24 protein-coding genes are annotated in these 23,563 nt (G+C 73.1%); 7 read left to right on the top strand and 17 right to left on the bottom strand.

Features of this window, described 5'->3' with window-relative positions:
• Positions 1–2: 2 nt before the first annotated feature.
• Genes ACFYUV_RS48450 through ACFYUV_RS48415 form a run of 8 tightly spaced genes read right to left on the bottom strand, consistent with a single transcriptional unit; the run spans position 3 to position 7,461 of the window.
• Positions 3–602, bottom strand: a complete 600-nt coding sequence (locus ACFYUV_RS48450) for a DJ-1/PfpI family protein (RefSeq protein WP_387682298.1) — start codon at positions 600–602, stop codon at positions 3–5.
• A complete protein-coding gene (locus ACFYUV_RS48445; RefSeq protein ID WP_387682295.1) occupies positions 599–2,239 on the bottom strand; it encodes a thiamine pyrophosphate-binding protein in 1,641 nt (546 codons plus the stop codon). Before ACFYUV_RS48445 ends, ACFYUV_RS48450 begins: the two co-directional genes overlap by 4 nt.
• Positions 2,240–2,248: 9 nt before the next feature.
• Positions 2,249–3,076 carry a type 1 glutamine amidotransferase domain-containing protein gene (locus ACFYUV_RS48440; RefSeq protein WP_387682292.1) on the bottom strand — a complete coding sequence of 276 codons (828 nt, stop codon included), beginning with the start codon at positions 3,074–3,076 and terminating at the stop codon, positions 2,249–2,251.
• A complete protein-coding gene (locus ACFYUV_RS48435) occupies positions 3,073–3,774 on the bottom strand; it encodes an EthD domain-containing protein (protein WP_387682289.1) in 702 nt (233 codons plus the stop codon). The genes ACFYUV_RS48440 and ACFYUV_RS48435 overlap by 4 nt, the downstream gene beginning before the upstream one ends.
• The gene (locus tag ACFYUV_RS48430) at positions 3,771–5,378 is read right to left on the bottom strand and encodes a GMC family oxidoreductase (protein ID WP_387682287.1); all 1,608 of its coding nucleotides are present in this window, start codon (positions 5,376–5,378) and stop codon (positions 3,771–3,773) included. The genes ACFYUV_RS48435 and ACFYUV_RS48430 overlap by 4 nt, the downstream gene beginning before the upstream one ends.
• Before the next feature lie 6 nt (positions 5,379–5,384).
• Entirely contained in the window at positions 5,385–6,914 is a 1,530-nt protein-coding gene (locus ACFYUV_RS48425; protein ID WP_387682284.1) for a GMC family oxidoreductase, read from the bottom strand.
• Positions 6,911–7,219 (bottom strand): Nif11 family protein, encoded by a 309-nt coding sequence (locus tag ACFYUV_RS48420; protein WP_387682281.1) that lies wholly within the window; start codon positions 7,217–7,219, stop codon positions 6,911–6,913. Before ACFYUV_RS48420 ends, ACFYUV_RS48425 begins: the two co-directional genes overlap by 4 nt.
• A complete protein-coding gene (locus ACFYUV_RS48415) occupies positions 7,216–7,461 on the bottom strand; it encodes a hypothetical protein (RefSeq protein WP_387682278.1) in 246 nt (81 codons plus the stop codon). Before ACFYUV_RS48415 ends, ACFYUV_RS48420 begins: the two co-directional genes overlap by 4 nt.
• 284 nt (positions 7,462–7,745) lie before the next feature.
• Between ACFYUV_RS48415 and ACFYUV_RS48410 the strand changes: the two genes are divergently transcribed.
• On the top strand, positions 7,746–8,126 hold the full coding sequence (locus tag ACFYUV_RS48410) for a MerR family transcriptional regulator (RefSeq protein ID WP_352330857.1): 381 nt from the start codon (positions 7,746–7,748) through the stop codon (positions 8,124–8,126).
• Positions 8,123–9,373 (top strand): MFS transporter, encoded by a 1,251-nt coding sequence (locus ACFYUV_RS48405; RefSeq protein ID WP_387682275.1) that lies wholly within the window; start codon positions 8,123–8,125, stop codon positions 9,371–9,373. The genes ACFYUV_RS48410 and ACFYUV_RS48405 overlap by 4 nt, the downstream gene beginning before the upstream one ends.
• Positions 9,374–9,424: 51 nt before the next feature.
• On the opposite strand, the gene ACFYUV_RS48400 is transcribed toward ACFYUV_RS48405, so the two are convergent.
• From ACFYUV_RS48400 to ACFYUV_RS48385, 4 genes are all read right to left on the bottom strand, one after another.
• On the bottom strand, positions 9,425–10,504 hold the full coding sequence (locus ACFYUV_RS48400; RefSeq protein WP_387682272.1) for a hypothetical protein: 1,080 nt from the start codon (positions 10,502–10,504) through the stop codon (positions 9,425–9,427).
• Between the two features lie 114 nt (positions 10,505–10,618).
• Positions 10,619–11,080: a nuclear transport factor 2 family protein gene (locus tag ACFYUV_RS48395; RefSeq protein ID WP_352328301.1), complete on the bottom strand. Its 462-nt coding sequence runs from the start codon at positions 11,078–11,080 to the stop codon at positions 10,619–10,621.
• A 25-nt stretch (positions 11,081–11,105) separates the two neighbouring features.
• On the bottom strand, positions 11,106–12,002 hold the full coding sequence (locus ACFYUV_RS48390; RefSeq protein WP_352363708.1) for an alpha/beta hydrolase: 897 nt from the start codon (positions 12,000–12,002) through the stop codon (positions 11,106–11,108).
• A gap of 172 nt (positions 12,003–12,174) precedes the next feature.
• Positions 12,175–12,684 (bottom strand): GNAT family N-acetyltransferase, encoded by a 510-nt coding sequence (locus ACFYUV_RS48385; RefSeq protein ID WP_387682268.1) that lies wholly within the window; start codon positions 12,682–12,684, stop codon positions 12,175–12,177.
• 258 nt (positions 12,685–12,942) lie between these two features.
• Between ACFYUV_RS48385 and ACFYUV_RS48380 the strand changes: the two genes are divergently transcribed.
• Positions 12,943–13,626 (top strand): hypothetical protein, encoded by a 684-nt coding sequence (locus ACFYUV_RS48380; protein WP_387682265.1) that lies wholly within the window; start codon positions 12,943–12,945, stop codon positions 13,624–13,626.
• Between the two features lie 13 nt (positions 13,627–13,639).
• Here the strand turns inward: ACFYUV_RS48380 and ACFYUV_RS48375 are convergent, their stop codons facing one another.
• Positions 13,640–14,254 carry a flavin reductase family protein gene (locus ACFYUV_RS48375; protein WP_387682262.1) on the bottom strand — a complete coding sequence of 205 codons (615 nt, stop codon included), beginning with the start codon at positions 14,252–14,254 and terminating at the stop codon, positions 13,640–13,642.
• 59 nt (positions 14,255–14,313) lie between these two features.
• Positions 14,314–15,483 carry a mannose-6-phosphate isomerase, class I gene (gene manA, locus ACFYUV_RS48370; protein WP_387682260.1) on the bottom strand — a complete coding sequence of 390 codons (1,170 nt, stop codon included), beginning with the start codon at positions 15,481–15,483 and terminating at the stop codon, positions 14,314–14,316.
• A gap of 115 nt (positions 15,484–15,598) precedes the next feature.
• Between manA and ACFYUV_RS48365 the strand changes: the two genes are divergently transcribed.
• Entirely contained in the window at positions 15,599–16,204 is a 606-nt protein-coding gene (locus tag ACFYUV_RS48365) for a helix-turn-helix domain-containing protein (RefSeq protein ID WP_358297507.1), read from the top strand.
• Here the strand turns inward: ACFYUV_RS48365 and ACFYUV_RS48360 are convergent.
• A complete protein-coding gene (locus ACFYUV_RS48360; protein WP_387682256.1) occupies positions 16,144–17,214 on the bottom strand; it encodes a hypothetical protein in 1,071 nt (356 codons plus the stop codon). The two genes, ACFYUV_RS48365 and ACFYUV_RS48360, sit on opposite strands and share 61 nt — an antisense overlap.
• 145 nt (positions 17,215–17,359) lie before the next feature.
• Between ACFYUV_RS48360 and ACFYUV_RS48355 the strand changes: the two genes are divergently transcribed.
• Positions 17,360–18,088, top strand: a complete 729-nt coding sequence (locus ACFYUV_RS48355; protein ID WP_387682253.1) for a ThuA domain-containing protein — start codon at positions 17,360–17,362, stop codon at positions 18,086–18,088.
• A gap of 1 nt (position 18,089) precedes the next feature.
• On the opposite strand, the gene ACFYUV_RS48350 is transcribed toward ACFYUV_RS48355, so the two are convergent.
• Positions 18,090–19,058: an NAD(P)-dependent alcohol dehydrogenase gene (locus ACFYUV_RS48350; protein WP_387682250.1), complete on the bottom strand. Its 969-nt coding sequence runs from the start codon at positions 19,056–19,058 to the stop codon at positions 18,090–18,092.
• 331 nt (positions 19,059–19,389) lie between these two features.
• On the opposite strand from ACFYUV_RS48350, the gene ACFYUV_RS48345 reads away from it, so the two are divergent.
• Together ACFYUV_RS48345 and ACFYUV_RS48340 are read left to right on the top strand one after the other, a co-directional pair.
• Positions 19,390–21,249 (top strand): trypsin-like serine peptidase, encoded by a 1,860-nt coding sequence (locus ACFYUV_RS48345; RefSeq protein WP_387682247.1) that lies wholly within the window; start codon positions 19,390–19,392, stop codon positions 21,247–21,249.
• Between the two features lie 231 nt (positions 21,250–21,480).
• Entirely contained in the window at positions 21,481–22,533 is a 1,053-nt protein-coding gene (locus ACFYUV_RS48340) for a Glu/Leu/Phe/Val dehydrogenase dimerization domain-containing protein (RefSeq protein ID WP_387682244.1), read from the top strand.
• 295 nt (positions 22,534–22,828) lie between these two features.
• On the opposite strand, the gene ACFYUV_RS48335 is transcribed toward ACFYUV_RS48340, so the two are convergent.
• Positions 22,829–23,473, bottom strand: a complete 645-nt coding sequence (locus ACFYUV_RS48335) for a TetR/AcrR family transcriptional regulator (protein ID WP_387682241.1) — start codon at positions 23,471–23,473, stop codon at positions 22,829–22,831.
• Positions 23,474–23,563 lie beyond the last annotated feature (90 nt).

Genomic DNA, 23,563 nt, shown 5'->3' with positions numbered 1-23,563 from the left:
TCCTACAGCGTCTCGGCGAGCTGGCCGATGATGGTGTGGGCGAACAGATGGCAGTGGTACACGCTGCGCCCGGTGATCAGGTTGCCGTCGATGACCACGTCCTGGTCCACGTACTCGGCGCCCATGTTCCGCACGTCGCCCACGAGGTTGTTGTGCGCGACGACCTTGCGCCCGCGCATCGTCTCGGGGGCGGCGGCCATCAGCCACAGGCCGTGGCAGATCACGCCCGTGATGATCGACGGCTCCTCCAGCGCCCGCCGCACGAACGCGGTGGCCGGCGCCAGCCGGTTGACGTCGTCGGTGAAGCGCAGCCGGTCCGAGACGATCCCCGAGGGCACGATCACCGCGGCGTAGGAGCGCAGCTCACGGTCGCTGATGCCCTCGAACCCGCGGTCCACGGTGAACGGCACCCGCCACTCGTGGCCGATGAAGGTGATCGACGGCTGCCCCCACAGGCGGGTCATGAAGTGCACCTCGGCGCCGGCCTCGGCGAAGCGCCGCTCGTAGTAGAAGATCTCCGGCTCGACGTAGTCGCTCTCCATCAGGACAGCGATCTTGCGGCCGTTCAGCGCCGCGCCGGCCCGTGGCTCGATGCCGCTCACAATGGCCTCCCCGGTTCGGTGACGAGGTCGATGAGGAAGGGGCCGTCGTGGCCGAGCAGCCGCTCGACGGCCTCCTCGATCTGGTCGGCCTTCTCCACCCGCAGCCCGTCCACGCCGCAGCCTCTGGCCAGGTCGGTGAACTGGAGGTCGGGGTAGGAGAGGTCGAAGGAGCGAGGAAAGCGGTGACCGGGGATGCCCCGGCCGCGCCAGTACTCCTCGATGTTGTTGTCCAGCAGCCGGTAGCTGTGGTTGTTGCAGATCACGAACTTGGCGGCGATGTCGTACCGGACGGCGGTGGCCAGCGCCTGGAAGGTGTACATGCTGCCGCCGTCGCCGGTGAAGCCGATCACCGTGCGGTCCGGATGGGCGAGCTTGGCGCCGATCGCCCCCGGGATGCCCACGCCGAGCGAGCCGCCGCGGGTCAGGAACCAGCTCCCCGGCCCGCGCGGCGGGAAGTAGGAGCCGATCACGCCGGAGGCGGTCAGCCCCTCGTCGAAGACGATCACGTCCTCGGGGGCCCGCGCCGCCAGCTCGCGCATGAACGCGTTGAGTATCGAGTCCTCGGCCGGCGCCGGGCGCGGCGCCGCCGTCCGGCGGGCCAGCCGGGCCGCCGCCGCCTGCCGGTCGGCCTTGCTGAGCGTGCCCTCCAGCTCCGCCGACAGCGCCGCCAGCGTGAGCCGGGGGTCGGCCACCAGGCCCAGCGTGACCGGGTGGTTCTTGGCGATCTCGTACGAGTCCAGGTCGATGTGCACGATCCGCGCGTCCTCGCCGAACGGGCTGCTCAGCGACGGGAACACCTCGGGGAACAGGTACGTGCCCACCACCAGCACGGCGTCGGCGTCCTTGACGGCGTCCGCGCTGACCTGGCCGAACATGTGGCCGAGCTGGCCGCGGAAGAGCGGGTGCCGGCCGTCCATGTTCGCCTCGGAGAACTCCACGCCCCACACGTCCGCGCCGAGCTGCTCGGCCACCCGGGTCAGCTCCGCCTGCGCGCCGGAGACCGACACGCCGTCGCCGGCCAGGATGATCGGCGACCGGGCGCCGGACAGCAGCCCGGCGGCCCGGCGGACCAGCTCGGGGGCGGGCAGCGCGGCCGAGTGCGGCACCACCGACGGCTGGACCGGCTCGTGGTTGGGCTGGTCCAGCACGTCGAGCGGGAGCGCCACGAACACCGGGCCGCGCGGCGGCGTCATCGCCATCTTGACCGCCCGGCGCAGCACCCGCAGCACCGAGCCCGGGTCGATCACGCGCATGGCGTGCTTGGTGACGGGCCGGGCCATGGCCACGAGATCGGCGGCCATCTGGGCGTCCATCGCGTCGTAGCCGACCCCGGCCTCACCGGCGACCACCACCAGCGGGGAGTGCCCCCGCTTGGCCTGGTACAGCATGCCGATCGCGTTGCCCAGCCCCACACCGCTGTGGAGCTGCAGCAGCGCGGGGCCGCCCGTGGCGCGGGCGTACCCGTCGGCGATGCCGGCCGCCACCGTCTCCTGCAGGGTGAGGATGTAGTGGAAGTCCTCGAAGCCCTCCAGCGCGTCGAGGAAGCCCTGCTCGACCGTCCCCGGGTTGCCGAACATGTACGTGATGCCGTCGCTGAGGAACTGCTCGATGATCGCGGTGTTGCCGTCCCTGGCCATGGCCCGCCATCACCAGCCGAAGCGGCGCAGGCCGCCCTCGAGCACTTCGACGATCTTCTGCCCGGTCAGGAACGAGTCGGGCGTGGAGCGTCCGGTGACGAACGGGAAGTCCACGATGACCGAGGTCTCCCTGCCGAAGTTGCCGATGTAGCGGCCCTGCGGCCCGGTGGCGTCCCGCAGGATGTACTCCAGCGGGTACGGCGGCGGCCCCATGTTGAAGTCGGGCACGCCGAGGAACCCGGTGCCGTCCTTGTAGTCGTACTCCTTGCAGTGGCCGGTGACGCGCTTGCCCCAGATGATGCTCTTGCGGTCCTCCCAGTCGCGGGCGAAGGCCAGGCAGGCCACGCCGTAGCACTCGGCCGCCACCGGCTTGCCCGCCCGCACGAACGCGAGCACGATCTCGTGCACCCGCTCGTTGTTGGCCAGGTCCACGATCGGCCCGCTGCCGCCCACGATCAGCACCGCGTCGTAGGGCACCAGCTCGGCCTCCAGCTTGGCCACCGCCCGGTGGTAGGACTCCAGCCGGCGCAGGTAGTCGGGGCTGCTGGTGTAGGGACGCTCGGGCGCCCAGGCCGACAGGTTGAGCGGGTTGGCCAGGCGGCCCGACTCGTCCAGGTCGCGGGTCAGCTTGGCCACCTCGGGCGTGGTGACCGAGCGGCCGAGCGGCGGGTCGACGTAGTCGGGGTCCATGCTGGGCGGCAGGGCGTGCGGCTGCTTGCCGGTCGGCGTGGCGAACACGACGTCGTAGCCGCGCTCGTCGAAGGCCGACAGCGGGCCGACGAGCTCCTCCCCCCAGTAGCCGAACTCCGAGAGGATCACGAGAACGCGCTTGGTCATGCCGACTCCCCGGGGATGATCCAGTTTTCCTTGCAGGTCATGGAGAACACGTGGGCCGGGTCGGCGATCGCCTCCAGCTCCGGCTTGACCCGGCGGGCGTGGTGGGCCGAGGCCAGCGCGGCGCGCAGCGCGTCCACGTCGTCGAACCAGAGCTGGTCCACGGCGTCGAAGCCGGCCTCGCCGAAGGTGTACGCGCCGTCCACGGTGTGGCAGTGCAGGTGCCTGCGCAGGCCCGGCAGCCCGGCCACCGCGGCGGCGTAGGACTCCAGGGACTGCTTGCGGTAGGTGTCCAGCGGCAGGCCGGGCCGCCGCTTGATCAGCGTGGTGACCTTCACCCAGCTGTCCGGCCGCGGCTTGGGGCCGGGCACCAGCTCGTGGGCGACGGTGTCCACCACGATCGTCGACCAGAACGCCGCCCAGTTGGGCTCGTCCAGCCGGGCGCCCTGGAGGAACTCCTCGCTCTGCAGCGAGGCGAGCTGCTCCTCGGCGCTGGCCAGCCAGATCTCGGCGATGCCCTGGTGCGGCAGCGCCGGCCGGCCCACGTCGCCGTCGAAGGGGATGCGGGTGTCGACCAGGTACTGCCTGATCTGCTTGATCTTGCTGGCGAACTTCACCGCGTGCACGTTGACCCAGTAGTCCTGGAACTGCTGGGCGGTGAAGCCGGGCTTGGGGGCGCCGAAGATGAACTGGTGGATCATCGCGTGGCCTCCTGTCGGGCCGGGAGGAAGTCCGCCGCGACGAACTCGGCCGCGCGCTCGCCGATCATCACGGTGGTGGTGTGGGGGTTGGCCGAGACGATCGTCGGCATGATCGAGGCGTCGGCGACGCGCAGCCCCTCGACGCCGCGCACCCGCAGCCGGGTGTCCACCACGGCGAGGCTGTCCGAGCCCATCTTGCAGGAGCCGGCGAAGTGGTAGTACGAGCCGACGTTCTCCACCACCCAGGCGCTGAGCTGCTCCCGGGTGCGCACGTCCGGGCCGGGCGCGACCTCGGTCAGCCCCCAGTCGCGCCGGAAGGCCGAGCTGGCGTAGATGTCGCGGGCGATCTGCACCATCGTCACCGTGCGCTCCAGGTCCGAGCGCTCGGCGAAGTAGTTCGCGCTGACCCGCGGGTAGGCCGTCGGGTCGGTGCCGGCCAGCCGTACGCTGCCCCGTGACAGCGGGCGGACCAGCCCCGGCAGGGTGAGCACGATCTTCGGGTCGACCAGCTCGCGCACCGGCGTGAGCGGCTGCCCGGTCTCCACCCGCTTGATGACGTTGGCGAAGAACTGGTCGCCGAACGGCGCCCGGTGCACCAGGCAGATCTCCATGTCGGGCACCGGCAGCCCCGGCTCCGACCCCCAGAACAGGCCGACCTCGGTGACCTGCCCGCGCGGGTCGGGCGCGGCCTCCTCCATGTACCCGATCGGGCCGATGACCAGCGGGTGGTCGTGGAAGTTGGCGCCCACGCCGGGCAGGTCGGCGACCACCGGGATGCCGAGCGCGGCCAGCGCCCCGGCCTCGCCGATGCCGGACAGCTGCAGCAGCTTGGGCGACTGGATCGCGCCCGCGCTGACGATCACCTCGTGCTCGGCCCGGACGGTCCGCAGCTCGCCGTCCTTGAGGTACTCCACGCCCACGCAGCGCTCGCCCTCGAACAGCAGCCGGGTGGCCAGCGCGCCCACCTCGACGCTCAGCCGCTCCAGCGCCGGCTCCAGGTAGGAGGCGCGCACCCCGCAGCGGGTGCCCTTGTCGACGTCGATGTCGACGTGGTGCCAGCTGACGCCGAAGCTGTCGGCGTTGAAGTCCTCGACCTGCGGGTAACCGAGCTCCACGCAGGCGTCCACGAACGTCTGGGAGACCGGGTTGCCCATGTCCCGGGCGTTGACGATCTTGATGGGGCCGTCGTGGCCCGCCGTGGGGTTGGTCGCGTCCCGCTGGCCCTCCAGGCGCTGGAAGTAGGGCAGGACGTCGGCGTAGGACCAGCCGGGGCAGCCGTCGTAGGCCCAGGCGTCGAAGTCCGCCGGACGGCCGCGCGTGTGGATCATGTGGTAGACGTTCGACGTCCCGCCCAGGCCGCGGCCCGCCGCCGAGTAGACCTGGCGCCCGCCGAGCCCCGGCTGCGGCTCGCTCATGTACGCCCAGTCCAGCTCGGTCAGCAGCACCTCGTTCCACCGGCTCGGGTCCTCGACCGCGTCCGTGACCTTCGTGTCGCCCGCCTCCAGGACCAGCACGCTGGCCCCGGGCAGCTCGCTCAGCCGGGCGGCGATGACCGATCCGGCCGTGCCGCCGCCGACGACGACGAAGTCGAAGCTCTGTGTCATCTCAGCTCACCTCCGCGCCGATGCGGCGACCAGGTCGGCGGCCTTCTCGGCGATCATGATCGTGGCCGCGTTGGTGTTGCCCCGGGTGATGACCGGCATGACCGAGGCGTCGGCCACGCGCAGCCCGTCCACGCCGCGCACCCGCAGGTCGGGTCCGACGACCGCCTCGTCGTCGCGGCCCATCCGGCAGGTGCCGGCCGGGTGCCACACGGTCGAGGCGCTGGCCCGCACGTACTCGGCCAGGGCGGCCGGGCTCGTCACGCCGGGCCCGGGGGCCAGCTCCCGCCCGCGCAGGGAGTCGAAGGCCGCGTCCGAGACCAGCTCCCTGGCCAGGACGACGGCCTCGGTCAGCAGCCGCAGATCCGCGGCGGCCTCCAGGTAGTGCGGGTCGACGAGGGGACGCAGCGGGTCGCCGGGGCGCAGCCGCACCTCGCCCCTGCTCTCCGGCTGCAGCAGGATCGGCGCGAAGGTGAACCCCGGGCCGTCCGTCCTGTACCGGTCGTCGATGAACTGCACCGGGCCGAAGAAGAACTGCAGGTCCGGCCCGTCGCCGCCCAGGACGTTGGTGAACAGCCCCGCCTCGGCCAGCAGCTCGGGGAAGGGCAGCTCGCGCAGGCTCTCGTAGCCGATGCCGAACAGCACGTGGTCCTGCAGGTTGCGGCCCACGCCCGGCAGGTCGGCGACCACCTCGACGCCGTGCTCGCGCAGGTGCGCGGCCGGGCCGAGGCCCGAGCGCAGCAGCAGCGCCGGCGAGCCCAGCGCGCCGCAGGCCACGACGACCTCCTGCGCGGCCGTGGCCCGGTGCGTACGGCCGTCCTTGACGTACTCCACGCCCGTGGCCCGGCCGCCCTCGACGGTGAGGCGGGTGACCACGGCGCCGGTCTCCAGCGTGAGGTTCGGCTCGCCGAGCACCGGCCGCAGGAACGCCTCCGACGTGCTGGAGCGGCGGCCGTCCTTGTCCCGGGTGGACTGGTAGAAGAAGGCCAGGCCCTCCTGCCGGGGGCCGTTGTAGTCGCCCGTGCCGTCGGCGCGGCCGCGGGCGATCGCCGCCCGGACGAAGGCGCGCGAGGCGTCCGACGGCGAGCCGTAGTCCACGACCTTCAGCGGGCCGCCGCCGCCCCGGTACTCCGGCGAGCCGCCCGGGTAGTCCTCCGAGCGCCTGAAGTAGGGCAGCACCTTGTCGTAGGACCAGCCGTCGTTGCCCAGCGCGGCCCAGCCGTCGAAGTCGCGCCGGTTGCCCCGCACGTACATCATGGCGTTGACCGAGCTGCCGCCGCCCGTCACGCGGCCCTGCGGGATGGGCACGACGCGGCCGCCCAGCTCCCGCTGCGGGGTGCTGGCGTAGTCCCACACGAACTCCGGCGAGCCCCACATCGACGTGATCGACGGGACGTCGGTCCGGTGCACGCACTCGGCGTCGTCCGGGCCGCCGGCCTCCAGCAGCAGCACCCGGCAGCCCAGCGCGTCCAGCAGCCGCCTGGCCAGGACGCAGCCGGCGCTGCCCGCGCCCACCACGATGTAGTCGTAGGCGCTCACGACGGCTCCAGCAGCCGGGCCCGCTCCAGCGCGGGCAGCAGGTCGCCGACCAGGAACTCCAGGTAGTGCTGACCCCACATCGTCCGCCAGAGCGGGAAGGTGGCGTCGAAGGCGTCGCCGCGCAGGTCGGCCAGGCGCTCCTCCAGCTCCCACACCACGCCGTTGAAGTCGTCCTCGGAGAACGGCAGCCCGTGCTCGGCCGCAGCGGCGACGACCTCCGCCTTGCTCTTGTCCTTCAGCGACTCCAGCACGTCGGCGCGCGAGCCCGCCAGGCGCAGGAACGCGATCAGGTTCGTCCCGCTCATGCCACCGGCCGCCTCTCGTCGGCCGCGAACCCGCGCAGCTCCTCCTCGCCGAACCTGGCCACCACGTGATCGAGCAGGTAGTCCAGGTAACGCCTGCCCCACATGTGCCGCCAGAGCGTGCTGCCGCCGTCGACGGACTCGCCGTCCTTGGCGACGATGACCTCGATCTCCAGGGCCCCGACCACCGACACCAGCTCCTCGGCGGTGAACCGGAAGCCCTCGTCGGAGGCGTGGAACAACAATTGACTGAGATTTCTCGCGCTATACTCAGCGCGTCTTTGCGGATTCTCCCGGAGGTCGCCGAGGAATCTCACGAATTCGCTCTTCGCCATTGGCACCACCATTTCGTCCGGCGCTACGGATGAATCATGTTCAGCAGCCGGAAAACGCGTCAACGCGCCGCCCGGCGGTGACCGGGCGGTATGGAGGTAGCCGGTCCCATTCCGTCAAGTCCGAACCCGCATTCACCGGAATTCCGGCGAATGCACTTGACTTGGATCGCGCTCGAAGGGCGACAATGATCGGTATGAGTCAGAGCCTGACGATCGCGGAAGTCGCAGCCGAGACCGGCCTCAGCGCCCACGCGCTGCGCTATTACGAGAAAGCCGGCCTGATGCGGGAGACGCCGCCGCGCGGCGGCAACGGGCACCGCCGCTACACCGAACGTGATCTGGCCTGGATCCGCTTCCTGACCAGGCTGCGCGGCACCGGGATGTCCATCGCCGACGTCCGCCGCTACGCCGAGCTGGTCCGCGCCGGCGAGAGCACCACCGCCGAGCGCAAGCAGATCCTGCTCACCCACCGCGAGGAGGTGGCCAAGCGCATCGACCAGCTCAAGGACGACCTGGCCGCCATCGACTACAAGATCGACATCTACGAGAAGCTAGAGGAGAAGTACCAGCTGTGACCGCGCCGCCGCGGCCGGACAGCGAGCCCGGCCAGGCCGCCTTCGGCCCCCGCTTCGTCACGGCGGTCTCGGTCGGCTCGCTGCTCAACCCGATCAACTCCTCGATCATCGCCATCGCGCTCGTGCCCATCGCCCACCATTTCGGCGTGGGCGCCGACGCCACCTCCTGGCTGGTGTCGGCCCTGTACCTGGCCACCGCCGTCGGCCAGCCGGTGCTGGGCCGGCTGGCCGACCGGCTCGGCCCGCGCCGCGTCTACCTGGCCGGGCTGGTCACGGTCGCGGCCGGCGGGCTGCTCGGCTACTGGGCGCCGACCCTCGGCCTGCTCGTGGCCGCCCGCGTGGTGATCGGCCTCGGCACCTCGGCCGCCTACCCGGCCGCCATGAGCATGGTCCGCCGCAGGTCGCAGCGGTCCGGCGGCGCCGCGCCCGCCTCGGTGATGGGCGCGCTGGCCATGGCCGGGCAGGTCAGCATGGTGCTCGGGCCGCCGCTCGGCGGGCTGCTCGACGCGCTCGGCGGCTGGCGCTGGATCTTCCTGGTCAACCTGCCGATGGCCGTGGCCGGGGTGGTCTCGGCGCTGCTGTGGCTGCCGCGCGACGAGCCGTACGAGCGTTCCGGCGCGGGCGGCGGCGGCAGCCTGCGCGACCTGGCCGGCAACCGGCCGCTGCTGGTCACCTACCTGCGCAACGCGGTGACCTTCATGGCCACCTATGGCTTCCTGTACGGCTGGACGCAGTGGCTGGAGCAGGGCAGGGGGCTGACGGCGGCGGTCGCCGGGCTGCTGCTGATGCCCACCTCGGCCGTGGGCGCGGTGGTCTCGGGGCTGGCCGCGCGGGCCGACGGCGCGTCGGGCCGGGCGCGCTGGATGTTGCCGGCCGGCGCCGCGGCCCTGCTGGCGGGCTGCGCCTGGCTGCCGGCGCTCGACGGCGGCGCGTCCATCCTGTCGTTGTGCCTGCTCAGCATGGTCTTCGGGGTGCAGAACGGGCTCAACATCGTCGGCAACCAGGCCGCCATGTACGCCCAGGCGCCGCCCGCCCTGATCGGCATGGCCGCCGGCCTGCTGCGCACCTCGCAGTACGCCGGGGCCATCTGCTCGGCGCTGCTCATCAGCGTGACCTACGGCGAGCGCGCCACCGACGAGGGGCTGCACCGGCTGGGCGTGGTCCTGACGGTCACCTCGGCGCTGCTGCTGGCCGGCACGCTCCTCGCGGCGATCCGCGCCGGCGGCGCGGCCCGCGGGCGCGCGTGAGCGGGGAGGGGCCTGCCGCCCCTCCCCGCTCACGGGGTCCGCGCCGCCCGCTCAGCGGGGGCTGATCAGCTCACTGATCGCGAACCCGGTCAGGTTGGTCACGTTGGCGCCGCCCACCGACAGGATCGTGGACGTGCCGGGCACCCGGTCCACCGCGTACGCGCCCGCGTACCCGGCCGACGGGCGGGCCGGGCCGCTGACCCGGGTCCACGACGCGCCGTCGAAGTACAGGTAGGCGGGTGCGGTGGTGCCGCCGCTGTTCGGCAGGATCAGGTGGCCCTCGCCGTCGCCGCTGATGCTCGCGGTGTCCGCGTCGCCGGGCAGCGCCGAGACGGTCCAGCGGGCGCCGTCGTAGCGGGCGATCGCCGGGGTGGCGGGCCGGTTGGGACGGGGCTGGTAGCCGCTGACCCAGATCCGGCCGGGGCCCTCGACGTACACGCCCCGGGGGCTGACGCCCGGCCTGCCCAGCGAGCGCATGGCCGTGCCGTCCCACAGGACGACGCCGTTCTCGGCGGCGAAGACGATCTGGTCGCCGCCGTCCACGGCGCGCAGCAGGCCCAGGTTCTCGGTGCGCGGGTAGACGGTCCAGGAGCCCTGGCGCAGGCGCAGGATGTCGGTGCCGGAGGTGTTCCTGAACCTGATCGACCAGAGCGAGCCGTCCTTGGTGGCGGCGATCGGGCCGGTCCACTCGTCGCCGGGCAGCCGGGGCGTCCAGCCGGGCGGGGGCGGGATCTCCGACCAGGCCGAGCCGTTCCAGTACGCCGAGCGCGGCCAGGAGACGTCGGCGATGGTCCTGCTGCCGGTGACGTACACCTGGTCCGGCGCGACGGCCGCGACGCAGCACGGGCTCGGCACGTCGTACCCGGCGGTGAGCGGCAGCCTGCTCCAGGACGAGCCGTCCCAGCGCAGCACGGAGGTGTCCGGCGAGCCGTCGTAGCCGCGCCAGCCGACGGCGTAGGCGTGGGCGGCGTCCAGCACGTCCACCTCCCAGAGGGTGGTGGGGTCGCCGGGCGGGTCCACGGCCCGGAAGGACGGGGTCAGCAGCGCCTGGGCGGGCGTCGCCGCCGCCAGCGCGGCGATGACGGCCAGGGCGGCGGCGGAGGCGCGGAGGACGCCACGGAAACGGGTCATGTCTTCTCCTGTGGGCGCGTTCCTGCGGGAAAAGGGGGCACGAAGGAGGGCCGGGACGGGCCCCGGGCACGAGAAAGCGGGCCGGTACCGACCGGCCCGCCGGGGATCGCCCGCTCAGTCGTCGGATCTGCGCCCGTCGGGGCCGATCGGGCCGAAGAACGAGCTGAAGTTGGCGGTCCCGTCGCCGAAGATGCCGCCGCGGCCCTCCACGATGCGGCCGTTCTCCCACCGCATCAGGTCCACCCCCTCCATCTGCAGGTGCTCGTAGAAGGAGGTGCCGTCCGAGCCGGTGCGCTTGCGCACGGCGGTGCACCGGTTGACGTCGATGGTGTAGCCGTCCACCGGGTTGACCAGGCAGGCGATCTGCTCCATGCGCAGGGTGCCGCCGGCCAGCCGCTGCCAGGTCTTGATGAAGCCCATGAAGGCGTCCAGGCCGTCGTGCCAGCCGGCGTACGGGTGGTTGCCGGGGGACTGGAACCGCACGTCGGGGTGCCAGTACTCCAGCGCGCGCTCGCGGTCGCCGGACCGCAGCGCCTGATGTGCCGCCGCCAGTCGCTCAGCCGTCAGATCCGACATCGCTCTCCTCTCACTGCCTCGGGTGCTACTGCATCGGGTGCTTGGCGAGGAAGGCCGAGACGCCTTCGCCGACCGCTCTCGGGTTCATGATCTGCAGGCCGTGGGTGGCGCCGACGATGCCGCAGCGCTCGGCCTGGGGCAGCCAGTTCATGAGGAAGTGCTGCGCCTCGCGGAAGCCGGGCATGGCCGCCTCGCTGTCCAGGCCCATCACGGCCAGCACCGGCATCCGCGGCTTGTCCGGCACGAGCTGGTCGGCCTTGGACATGCGGAAGCCCCAGCCGCCCAGCGCCGGGAAGTCGACCTTGAACGTGACGTCCGCGCACTCCTCGACCCGCTCCCACACGTCGAGGGGGCAGGTCATGTCCACGGAGCCGAGATAGCTCGGGCCGCAGACGGCGGCCATGAAGTCGCAGGCGGCGGTGAGCTTGTCGCCCTTCTGCACCAGCTCGATGGCCGTCATCACGGCGTCGTTGTTGGCCTTCTCGGCCTCGGCGCCCTCACGCGGCAGGTACGGCTCCAGCAGCACCGCCGAGTGCGTGCGCTCGGGGTAGGAGAGCATGAACTGGAAGCCGATCACCCCGCCGAAGGAGTACGACATGACGTGCGCCTTGTCGATGCCGAGGTGGTCGAGGAGCTGCTTGGCGTGCTCGGCGCCCTCCTCGATGCTGAGGCTGTCCTTCTCCAGCGTGCTGCCGTTGTAACCGGCGCGGTAATAGCTGATGAACTGGTACTTGTCCAGCAGCTCCGGGTTGTACTTCAGGAGCGGCGTGATGAGACCGTCCGAAATGGAGGTGCAGTGGATGCACAGGACGGGCTCGCCGCGCCCCACGACGGTGTAACGAAGTTCCGCGTTGCTGACCTTGACTCGCTTGTCGTGGTCGAGTTTCCAGTCTCGACCGGCGTACAAAGCATTCGCGCTCATGCCATTCCTCTCACGCGATCACTCGACCGTTTCTCGTGCCCGCTTGGCCATACTCAAGAATGGTTGCCATGGGCCATGGAGGCGGTCAACGAAAGAGCCCGCGCCGGGGTATTCACCGCGAAATACGCCGGGGAACTCTGTCAAGTCGGCACGCGTGGGAAGGAGGCTGCGGTCAGCGGAAGGACAGCTCGTACTCGACCTGCTCGACGGGGTTGCCGTCGCCGTAGTCGTGGGTGCGGGCCGCGCCGGACTCGGTGAAGCCGCTCTTGGCGTAGAACCGGCGCGCCCGCGGCGTGTCGCGCAGCGTCCACAGGTGCACCCGGGTGAAGCCCTCGTCGCGGATGCGGCGCAGGGTGTCGGTCATCAGGGCGGCGGCCACGCCCGTGCCCCAGCCGTCGGGATGGCCGTAGAAGCCGAGGAGCTCCGCCGCGCCCGCCCGGGACGGCGAGGGCCCGAAGTGGGCGAAGGCCAGCCGGCGCCCGTCGAGCGCGGCCAGCACCAGGCCCGCCGGGGTCTCGGCGAGCACGTCGTGCCACTTGCCGCGCCGGTGACGCACGGCCTGGTCGAAGAAGCCGGGGGAGAAGAAGCCGGCGTGGGCGGCCTTCCAGGATTCGGCGTGGATCTCTCCCAGCGTCTCACCGTCGCCCGGCGAGGCTGGGAACACTGTGAAAATTCCGGTCACAAGATCACACTAGTCGAGAGGTCCCGCGGGTGTCCGGCGGCGGAGCGCGGGCACGTACGGGTATGCACGCACGCGGGGCGGCGCTCGGCGCGTCCGCCGCCGCGCGAGGCGTTACGAGGCGTTCGAGGAGGTGCGGGCGGAGAAGCTGCGCGAGACGGCCGTCCGGGCGTGGCGGCCGGGTCGGTCGATCACGCGATCCCGGCCGCCGTGCCGCGGCCGGAGGTCATCCGTAGCGCGGGAGCGCGGAATGGAGGCTCGATGAGGTGGCTGGCTCGCGGGGAGGGGCAACTCCCGGCGGGGGAGGGCCGGACGGGCGACGGGCGGCCCGCCGAGCACCCGCTCGCCCGCTGGACCGTCAGTCAGGCGCTGCACCTGGTCTGCCCCGGCCCCGCCGGGGACCCCGACGTGCGGCGCCGCCCCGACGGCGCGGCGCAGGCGTGGCGGGACGGCCGCCCGCTGCCGGTGGGCATCTCGATCACCAGCCGCGCCGGATGGGCGGTGTGCCTGCTGGGCCTGGAGCCGGGGGCCGTCGGCTGCGACCTGCAGCTGGTCGAGCCGCGCGGCCCGGGGTTCGTCGCCGACCGGTTCACCCGCCAGGAGCAGCGGATCGCCGGCGACGACCCGCTGCTGGGCAGCCTGCTGTGGTCGGCCAAGGAGAGCGCGGCGCAGGTGCTGCGCCGCGCCGAGCACCGGGCGCTGGAGGTGTCGCTGGGCTGCGGGCGGCCACGCGACGGGTGGAGCGGGCTGACCGTGCGCGCGGGCGGGCGCGGGGTGGCGCACGGGTGGTGGCGCCGGTTCGGGCCGCTCGTGCTGACCGTGGCGGCCGACCGTCCCACGCCGCCGCCGCGCGGGCTGGAGGAGCCCTCTGCGCTGGCCTCGGCCCAGTCGTCTGTCTCGTCGCCGGTCGGGTCGTACGCCGGGTGCGCCTCGGGGGCCGGCTGACCCGCCGCGGCGCTCAGGCCGTCTGCGACCGGTAGGAGTGGCCGAGCTCCGGGCCGAGGCCGAAGTAGTGGCGGAAGTTGTACAGCAGCGGGCTCCACGCGGACGGGTCCACGTGCTGGGTGCCGGGGATCACGATCCGCGGGTCGGCGTGCACCCTGCGCACGACGGCCTCGACGATGACGAAGTCCTCGGACTCGTTCGGCATGATCCGCGCCGCGGCCGCCTCCAGCTGGAGGGGGCACTCGGCCACGCGCGGCGGACGTACGGTCTCGGAGGGCTCGGGGCGCAGGCCCGCCGCGCCGAACTTGTCGGGCTCGAAGCGGCAGCCGGCCGCCTTGGTGTCGGGCACGGGGTCGCGGCCGGTGAGCGGCGCGAGCCGTTCCACCTGCGGCCACAGGTGCGGGGCCGGCAGGTTGACGACCAGTTCGGGCCGCTCGGCCAGGTTGCGCGCGCTCTGCCCGTCGGCGCCGAGGCCGAGCACGACGGTCCGGCCGAGCGCCCAGGCCGACGACATCGGGGCCAGGTTGGCCGTGCCGTCGGGGTTCTCCGTGCTCAGCAGCACGACCGGGGTGCCGAAGTAGAGGATGCTGGGTTCGATGGCGACGTGGCCGAGGGTTGCCGTGTTCATGGCAGGAGCCTAGGAACGCGACGTTCAACCACGGGCCGAAATGTCCCCGTCGTGCTGATCTACATCGTAAAGGCGCCCGGCTGGGCCGCGTACGCCACGCCCTTGCCGGACAGGCTCGCGCCCGCGACGGCCGGGACGAACGCCGACTCGCCCGGCCGCAGCGTCAGCTCGCCGAGACGGGCCTCGCCCTCCAGGCACAACACGATCCGGGGCAGCCCGGCGGGCAGCTCGAAGGAGGCGGCCTCGCCCAGGTCGTAACGCGTGAGGGCGAACTCGGGGGCGGGCGGGACGTAGCGCCGCTCCCCGCCGGCCGGGCGCTCGGGCTCGACCAGGTGCGGCTCGGCGGGCGTGAAGTCGACCACCCGCATCAGCTCGGGCGCGTCGACGTGCTTGGTGGTCAGCCCGCAGCGCAGGACGTTGTCGGAGCTGGCCATGATCTCCACGCCGACGCCGCCCAGGTACGCGTGCGGCACGCCGGCGCCGAGGTAGAGGGCCTGGCCGGGCCGCAGGTCGACGTGGTTGAGCAGCAGGGCGGCCACCACTCCGGGGTCGCCTGGGCAGGCCGCGGCGATGTCGGCGTACGGGGCCAGGTCCGGGTCGGAGCCGGCGGCGAGGGCGTCCTCGACCTGGGCGCGCAGCGGCGCGGAGGCGTCGTCCAGCATCTGCGCGAAGACCGTGCGCAGGGCCTGCCCGGCGGGCCGGACGGCGAGCGCGTCGATCCAGGGCTGCAGGCCCGGCACGCCGAGCCGGGCGAGCAGCCCGGCGGTGACGACGGGGGAGCGGAAGCCGCACAGCCCGTGGAAGGGCGTGACCGCGCAGACCATCTCCGGCTTGTGCGAGCGGTCCTTGTAGGTGCGGGCCGGGTCGCCGATCGGCACGCCGCGCGCCTCCTCGGCGGCGAACCCGGCCTCGGCCTGCGCGATCGTGGGGTGGACCTGGAGCGACAGCGGCCGCGCGACCGCGAGCACCTTCAGCAGGTACGGCAGCGCGGGCCCGAACCTCGCGACCGCCGGGGCGCCGAGGGCGGCGACGGGGTCGCCCGCGATGAGCCGGTCGAGGGGCACGCCGCCGGCGATCGACGGGTCGGCGGGATGGGCGCCCATCCAGAGCTCGGCCTGCGGGCGGCCGGTCGGCTCGGTGCCGAACAGCTCGGGCATGGCGGTGACGGAACCCCAGTCGTAGGGCCGGATCGTGGTGTCCAGGCGCAGGGGCAGTTCGAACGTCGGCACAGGGCAGGAGCGTAGTCGCCGGCGGCCCCTCCCGCGCGACCGGGGCCGGGCGGGGCTGTACGCCGGTATAGGATGCTTGTCCGGTGAACAGTCCGCTGTACGAATCGGTGGTGTGATGACAACCGTCCAGGACCCTGAGGACCTCACCGCGCGGGCCCGCATCCGCGACGCGGCGATCCGGCACATCGGCGAGCACGGGTTCGAGCGGGCCACGATCCGCGACATCGCCGAGTCGGCGGGGGTCTCGCTCGGCCTGGTCCGCCACCACTTCGGCTCCAAGCAGGCGCTGCGCGAGGCGTGCGACGAGCACCTGATGAAGACGGTGCGCCGGCTCAACGCCGAGGCCGCCGGCCGCCCGCCGGCCGGCTTCAACCCGGTGGCCGCGCTCGGCCCCTACCGCGCCTACCTGGCGCGGGCGCTGACCGAGGGCTGGGCCGCGCCGCTGTTCGACGAGATGACCCGGCTCGGCGAGCGCTGGCTGGCCGCCGCCGACCAGGACCGCGCCGATCCGCCCGACGTGCCGCCGCGGGCGCGGGCGGCGGTGATGGCCGCGATGGCGCTTTCGGTCACGGTCCTGTACCCGCACGTCTGCCGCGGCATGGGTGCCGACCTGTCCACGCCGGAGGGCGAGCGCCTGCTGATGCGCACGCTGATCGAGGTCTACTCCCAGCCGGTGCTCGACCCGGAGGCCGCCGCCGAGGCGCGCGCCTGGCTCGGCTGACCCGCGATCAGCGCGGCCCGGGTGCGCTCGTCCGGCCAGGCCGACGCGAGGTCCACGTACGGGCGGAGCAGGCCGGTCAGCTCGGGGTCGCCGCGGCCGTTGAGCTCCTCGGAGGCGATCTTGCGCGCCACTCCGGCGACGATGTCGGCCACCTGGACGCGGGGGTCCAGGTGCGAGGCGACCAGCGTCAGGCTGGTCAGCACCAGCGGGCCGGCGGGGCCGTCCGGGCGGGCCAGCAGCAGCCGCAGCCGCTCGATGCGCTCCTCGGTCAGCGTCGTCTGCCGGTCGTGCACCACCGAGACGGGCCGGCCGCCCGCGCCCCAGTGGGCGACCGCGTGCGCGATGGCCGGGATCAGCGGGTCGAGCGCGGGGAAGACGTGCGGGTCGTCGAGCAGGCGCGCGGTGAAGGCGTCCACGAGCGGCCGGGCGGCCCACAGCTCGTCCATGATCTCGCCGGCCGGGCCGGGGGTGGTGCGCAGGTCGGCGACCAGCTCGAAGGCCGACTCGGCGGAGATCTCGGGGCCGCGGCCGTTCCTGGCCCGCAGCAGGTGGTTGAAGGCGTCGAGGAAGGCCGTCCAGCGGGCGGGGCCGAAGGCGTGGCGGCCCTCCTGGTAGAGGGTGGCCGCCAGGGCGGCCGAGCGTTCGTCCTGGTCGAGGCCGAGGCTGGAGTGGTGGCCGGTGAGCAGGTCGGTCACCTTGCTCACGGCGAAGTACGCCTTGTCGGTCAGGTGCACGCGGGCCTGCCCGAGGATGGGGCCCGACGGGCCGAGCAGCCAGACCAGGGTGGCCCGGTTCTTCTCGCGCAGCACGTGCCCGGCCTTGTACTCGGTGACCGGTGAGGGCGCCCTGAGGCGCAGCTCGCGCACGCAGTCGGCCGCGGCGGCCACGTCGAGGGAGACGCCGGCGTGGGCGAACACGTCGGTGTTGCCGCCGACGAGCTTCTCGCCCTCCGCGCCGGACTCGTCGCAGGCGATCTCGACAGGAGGGCCGTCCGGCGCGCGGCTTCGCATGACTTCCATGGTCACTGGCGAACCTACCCAAACCGTTCTTCCTCCCGCGAGACATTTTCCGCCCGCCCATCGGAGGCGGAACCGGCGGACGGGCGGGTAAGGACCGGACGGCAGGTGCGGCAGGTCCGGAGGGAGAACATCGCGCGTGAGCATCAACGTGACCGTCTGGGGCGAGAACGTACACGAGCAGCGGGAGGAGGAGGTGCGCCGCCGCTACCCCGAGGGCATGCACGGCGCGGTCGCCGGCGGCCTGCGCGAGCACCTGGGGGAGCGGGTGCGCGTGCGCACCGCGACGTTGCAGGACCCCGAGCACGGCCTCGACGCCGCGACGCTGGCCGGCACCGACGTGCTCACCTGGTGGGGCCACGCGGCGCACGAGGAGGTGGACGACGAGGTCGTGGCGCGGGTGTGCGAGCGCGTCTGGGCCGGGATGGGCCTGCTGGTGCTGCACTCGGGCCACTACTCCAAGGTCTTCCGCGCCCTCATGGGCACCACCTGCACGGTCAACTGGCGCGACACCGCCGACCGCGAGCTGGTCTGGACGGTGGAGCCGGCCCACCCGATCGCCGCGGGCGTGCCCCAGCCGCTGGTCATCCCCGAGCAGGAGACCTACGGTGAGCCGTTCGGCGTGCCGGCGCCCGACGAGCTGGTGTTCGTCAGCTCCTTCTCCGGGGGCGAGGTGTTCCGCAGCGGCTGCTGCTACCGGCGCGGCAGGGGACGCGTCTTCTACTTCAGCCCCGGCGACCAGAACTACCCGGTCTTCCACCAGCCGGGCGTGCGGCGGATCCTGGCCAACGCGGTGTTGTGGGCGGCGCCGGCCGGGGGCGCGGGCGAACCGCTGCGCAACACCCGCGTCGAGGCCGGCGACTGGTGACCTACCTCGGGCCGGGCATGACGATGACGACCTTGCCGGTCACGTGGCCCGACCGCAGGTGATCCATCGCGTCGGGGAAGCCGGCCAGCTCGAACGTCCGGCCGACCACGGGGGTGAGCTCGCCGGTCGCGGCGAGGCCGGCCAGGTGGCGCAGGTCCGCCGGATCGGTCCGGGTGATCGGGGCGCGCAGGGTGTGCCGGACGAACGGCGACAGCGCCGTCGCCCGGAGCTGGCGGCCGGTGCCGTGCAGCCAGCGGCCGGAGGCGTTCTCGCCGCCGACGATCACGAGCGTGCCCCGCGGGGTGAGCATCCGCCGCAGGTCCCGCAGGGGACGGTTGCCCGCGGTGTCGAGGACGACGTCGTGGCGGCCGGCGGCCGGGTCCTGGCGGGTGTAGTCGACGACCTCGTCCGCGCCGAGTGAGCGGACGAGGTCGCCCTTGCCGGGGCCGCACACGCCGGTGACGTGCGCGCCCTGCGCCTTGGCGAGCTGGACGGCGAACGTCCCCACCCCGCCGCCCGCGCCGATGACCAGCACGCGCTGCCCGGGGCGCAGGCGGGCGTGGTCGCGCAGCGCCTGGAGCGCGGTCAGCCCGCTGGTCGGGACGGCGGCGGCGGCCTCGGACGACAGACCGGCCGGCCTGGGGACGAGTCGGTCCGCGCGGGCGACGGCGTGCTCGGCGAGCGCGCCGTCGCAGACGCCGAAGACCTCGTCGCCGGCCGCCAGACCGGTGACCCCCGGGCCGACGGCCTCGACGGTCCCGGCGACGTCGCGGCCGAGGAGGGGCGAGCGGGGGCGGCGCAGCCCGGTGGCGAGGCGGACGGGATAGGGCAGCCCGGAGCCGAGGTGCCAGACGCCGTGGTCGAGGCAGGCGGCGTGCACGCGCAGGAGCGCTTCGCCGGGGCCGGGGGCGGGACGGTCGAGGTCGGTGAGGGCCGGGGGGCCGTAGACGTGCCGGGTGATGGCCTTCAAGGCAGGTCTCCATGTCAAAGAAAGTAGACATGATGAACGTAAAAGAAGGCGGACATCATGTCAATCATTTTGTACATCGGTCGGCTCGGGGAGGGCTGCCTGATGTGACGCGCTGGAGCTTTCCGCCCGATAACCCGAAATATCGGTATCGCTACCGATAACGGTACGGATGGGAGGCGGAGTTACCCTCTGCCCACCCCCACCACGGCGGGCCGCCTGTTCGCCGGCTCCGCCGGCCCCTGGCCGGCGCGGCCTACGCGCCCGGACCGGGCCCGGCTCCCGGCGATCGGCGGCCTGCTTCGGTCACCCCTCACGTGGAGGTGTCCCCCGCATGAGTCCTTCCCGATGGAGAGCGGCGGCCACGGCGTTGATCGCCGCGCTGGCCGTCGTCGCGCCGGCGACCCCGGCCCCCGCCCTCGCGCAGGCCCCCGCCGCCGCACCCCTGCACGCGCAGCTCGACAGCCGGGTCTCCCCGGCCGGCGAGGAGGTGCTCGCCGACCTGTCCCTGCCCTACGGCGCCGCCGGACGGAGCTGGAGCACGCGCGTCACCCGGCCCGGCTCCCGGTACGTCAAGGTGCACTTCGCCGCGCTCACCCTCGTGCCCGGCGACTACGTCACCGTCGCCTCGCCGGACGGCCGCGAGACCCACACCTACTACGGCGACCCCACCCGCGGGCGCTACCCGGCCGGCTCCGGGTACACGCTGCACGGCGTCCCCGGCTTCGCCGCGCTCTCCGTGGACGGCGACACGGCGGTGGTCACCCTGCACGCGTCCGGGCCGCGCAACGCCGTCCGGCTGGCCCGGCAGGGCTTCGGCGTGCGCATCGACCGGTACTTCCGCGGCTACACCACCCAGGAGGCCGCGGCCCTGACGCCGCGGGCGTTCAGCGTCTGCGGCACCGACGCACGGCGGGACGTGGTCTGCTACAAGGACAGCAACCCCACCGAGTACGCCCGCAGCCGCGCCGTGGCCCGCCAGCTGCTCAACGGCCTCGGCTACTGCACGGCCTGGCGGGTCGGCAACACCAACCGCATGCTGACCAACCACCACTGCATGGAGAGCGCCGCCGACCTGAGCGCCAGCGAGTTCCAGTTCGACTACGACTGCGCCACCTGCGGCGGCGACAACCCGGGCGCCGGGACGAAGGTCGGCGGCGGCCAGTTCCTGAAGACCAGCGCGCTCGAAGCGCTCGACTACACGCTCTTCAGCGTCGCCGACTTCGCCGCGATCCAGCAGTTCGGCACCCTGTACCTCGATCCGCGTCCCCCGGTGGCGGGCGAGCGCATCTACATCCCCGGCCACGGCGACACCCTGCCCAAGCGCCTGTCCCTGTACGAGGACACCCAGGGCGGCGCGGCCTGCAAGATCGACGTGGTGTCGTCGGGCGTCAACACCGGCTACCGCTGCGACACCTCCGGCGGCAACTCCGGCTCCCCGGTGATCGCCGCCTCCAGCCACAAGGTGATCGCGCTGCATCACCTCGGCGGCTGCCCCAACTGGGGGACGCGCATCACCGAGGTGTACAACGAGATCTCCGGCATGATCGACAACACCCCGCCGAACGGCGGCGGCGACGACTTCGCGATCTCGCTCTCGCCCACGAGCGGCGGCGTCACGCCGGGCGGGTCGACCACGACCACCATCTCCACCGCCGTCACGCGCGGCGGGCCCCAGCAGATGCAGTTCGCCGCCGCCGGGCTGCCCGCGGGGGCCGCCGCGACGTTCGCGCCGCCCACCGTCCAGTCGGGCGGCACGTCCGTCATGACGGTCTCCACCACCGCGCAGACGCCCGGCGGCATGTACACGATCACGGTCACCGCCACCGGCCCCGCCGCCACCCACACGGCCGCCTTCGCCCTGTCGGTGGCCGTCGCGGGCGGCTGCTCCGGCTACGAGACCACCAAGTCCGGGACGCTGGCCTCCGGGGCGGAGCAGTACCAGCCCGACGGCGGGTATCTGCAGACCACCGTCACCGGCCCGCACCAGGCGTGCCTGGACGGCCCGTCCGGCGCCGACTTCGACCTGTACCTGCAGCGCTGGAACGGGTCCACGTGGGCGACGGTCGCGCAGAGCGCCGGGTCGGGAGCCGACGAGACGCTCACCTACACCGGCGCGGCCGGTTACTACCGCTACCGGGTGCACTCCTACTCCGGCACCGGTCCGTACACCTTGGGGTACAACGCTCCCTGACCCTGGACAGGCATCCGGGCTTCCCGGCCAGGGCTGACCCATGGCCAGGGGGCCCGGCGCTGGAGCGTGTTCCGGGCGGCCATTCCGGTCGAGGGCGATCCATGGACAGGAGGCCGGGTGCTGGAGTGCGTTCCGGGCGCCCATTCCGATCGACGGTGACCCATGGACAGGCGGCCGGGCGGCGCGGAGATTGGGCGGCAGGCACGGTTCGCACGGACGCGGGGAGCGCGGATGAGGATCATGGAACTCGTCTCGGTGGACGGCTGCATCGCCTTCGACCTGGACTGCCCGGTCAGCGCGGGCGGCACCCGGCTGGCGCCGGACGTCACCCGCGAGGAGGCGGGGCTGCTGGCGCGGGCGATGACGTACAAGCTGGCCGTGCTCGGCGAGCGGATCGGCGGGGCCAAGGCGGTGCTCCGGGCCTCGCCGGCCGACCGGGCGGGCACGGTGGCGCGCTTCTGCTGGGAGGTCGCGCCGCTGGTCGAGAAGGGCACCTTCCTCACCTCCTCGGACCTGGGCACGCGGACGCAGGACTTCGCGCCGCTGCCCGGGTACCGGGCCGACTCGATCATGCACGGGGAGGCCGGCGGCGAGCTGGTGGACACCGTCGTCACCGGGCTGGGCGTGGTCGTGGCCGCCGCGACGGCGCTCGGCGGCCTGGCCGGGCGGACGCTCGCGGTGGAGGGCTTCGGCAAGGTGGGCAGCGCCGTCGTGCGCGAGGCGGCGCGGCGCGGCGCGCGCCTGGTCGCCCTGTCCACCCTGCACGGATGCGTCAGCGACCCCGCCGGCCTGGACGTCGCGGCCCTGGAGGAACTGCGCGCCGAGCACGGCGACGCCTGCGTGACCCGGCTCGGCCTGCCCGTGCTGCCACCCGAGGCGTTGTACGAGGTGCCCGCCGACGTGCTGGTTCCCGGGGCGCGGACCGGCACCCTGTCGGCGCGGCGGGCGGCGACGGTGCGGGCCGGCCTGGTCGCGCCGGCCGCGAACGTGCCCTACACCGCCCGGGGGCTGCGGACGCTGGGGGAGCGGGGCGTGGTGACGCTGGCGGACTTCGTCTGCGGCGCGGGTGCCACGATCGGCTACCTCGCCGAGCGGGCGGGAACGGTCTCCACCGCGGACGAGGTCGGCCACCTGGTCGAGAACCGCGTTGCGGAGATCACCGCCGCCGCCCTGTCCCATACCGAGGGCCCGTACGCCGGCGCCTGCACCCTGGCCAAAGCCTTCCTGACAACCTGGCACCTCCCCCCCACCCCACCACTGGCCCCCGACCCGCAGGACTCCTGACACTGGGACGACTCCTGAGCGGCCAGCGGCTCCTGAGCGGGCGGCCCCAAGTGGGTGGCGGATTCTGGGTGGTTGGCCGCCCACGAGACCCGGGCCGCCCCTGACCTTGGCGACGCCGCCCAGGACTCTGGCGACCGAGCACCTCCCGTCCGACCCGCCACTGGCCCATCCAGCGGCTCCTGAGGCTGAGAGGCAGCCATTGAGCCTCGGCCCGTCGTTGAGCCTAGAGGGCTCCTGAGACCACGGGCGGCCTACCGGGACTGGGGAGGCGGCCTTCTGCGGCTCAGGCGGGCCTTCAGGCGGGGGCGTAGGTGGAGAGGGCGGGTTCGAGGAGGTCGAAGGCGCGGGTGGCGTCGGGGGCGATCGTGTCGGCGATGCGGTCGTTGGGCAGGCCCGCCAGGGTGAGCTCGTGGATGCGCTGGAACAGCACCCGGTGCACGGTTCCCAGCAGCCCGGCGGCGGTCTGGACGGTGATGTCGTCTGCCGTCGTGCCGGTGGCGTCGGCGAGGGCCCGGGCGAGGTGCTGTTCGCGCTGGTCGTGCAGGCCGCGCAGGCAGGACGTCAGGGTGGGGCTGTCGGCGATCATGCGGGCGAACTCCGGTCCGGAGAACCCCGCCACCGGGTCCTGGGCCGCCACGGAGGCCAGGAAGGCACGTCGTAGAGCGGACAGGGCCGACTCGCCGGGACCGCGGGCGGCGACGGCGTCGGCCAGGGCGGACGTGAACGCCTCCTGATGGTCGAAGGCCAGGTCCTCCTTGCGGGGGAAGTAGTTGGTCACCGTCTTCTTGGCGATGCGGGCGGCGGTGGCGATCTCGGCGATGGTGGTCTGCTCGAACCCTTGGGCGATGAACAGCCTGGTGGCGTGGTCGGAGATGAGCTGCCGGGTCTCCTGCTTCTTGGATTCGCGGAGGCCGGGTGCGGGCGAGGTCTCGTGAGCCATGAAGGAATCTTACCCTCGTCGTATTTTTATGTTGACACCCCTCGAACCCTCGGACTATATTTACGTCCGTCCTAAGTTTGCGACCGACGA

The organism is Nonomuraea sp. NPDC003560, assembly GCF_042878785.1.
Taxonomy (GTDB): Bacteria; Actinomycetota; Actinomycetes; order Streptosporangiales; family Streptosporangiaceae; genus Nonomuraea.
The sequence above is the reverse complement of the archived record's forward strand: the minus strand, read 5'-3'. Positions and strand labels throughout refer to the sequence as shown.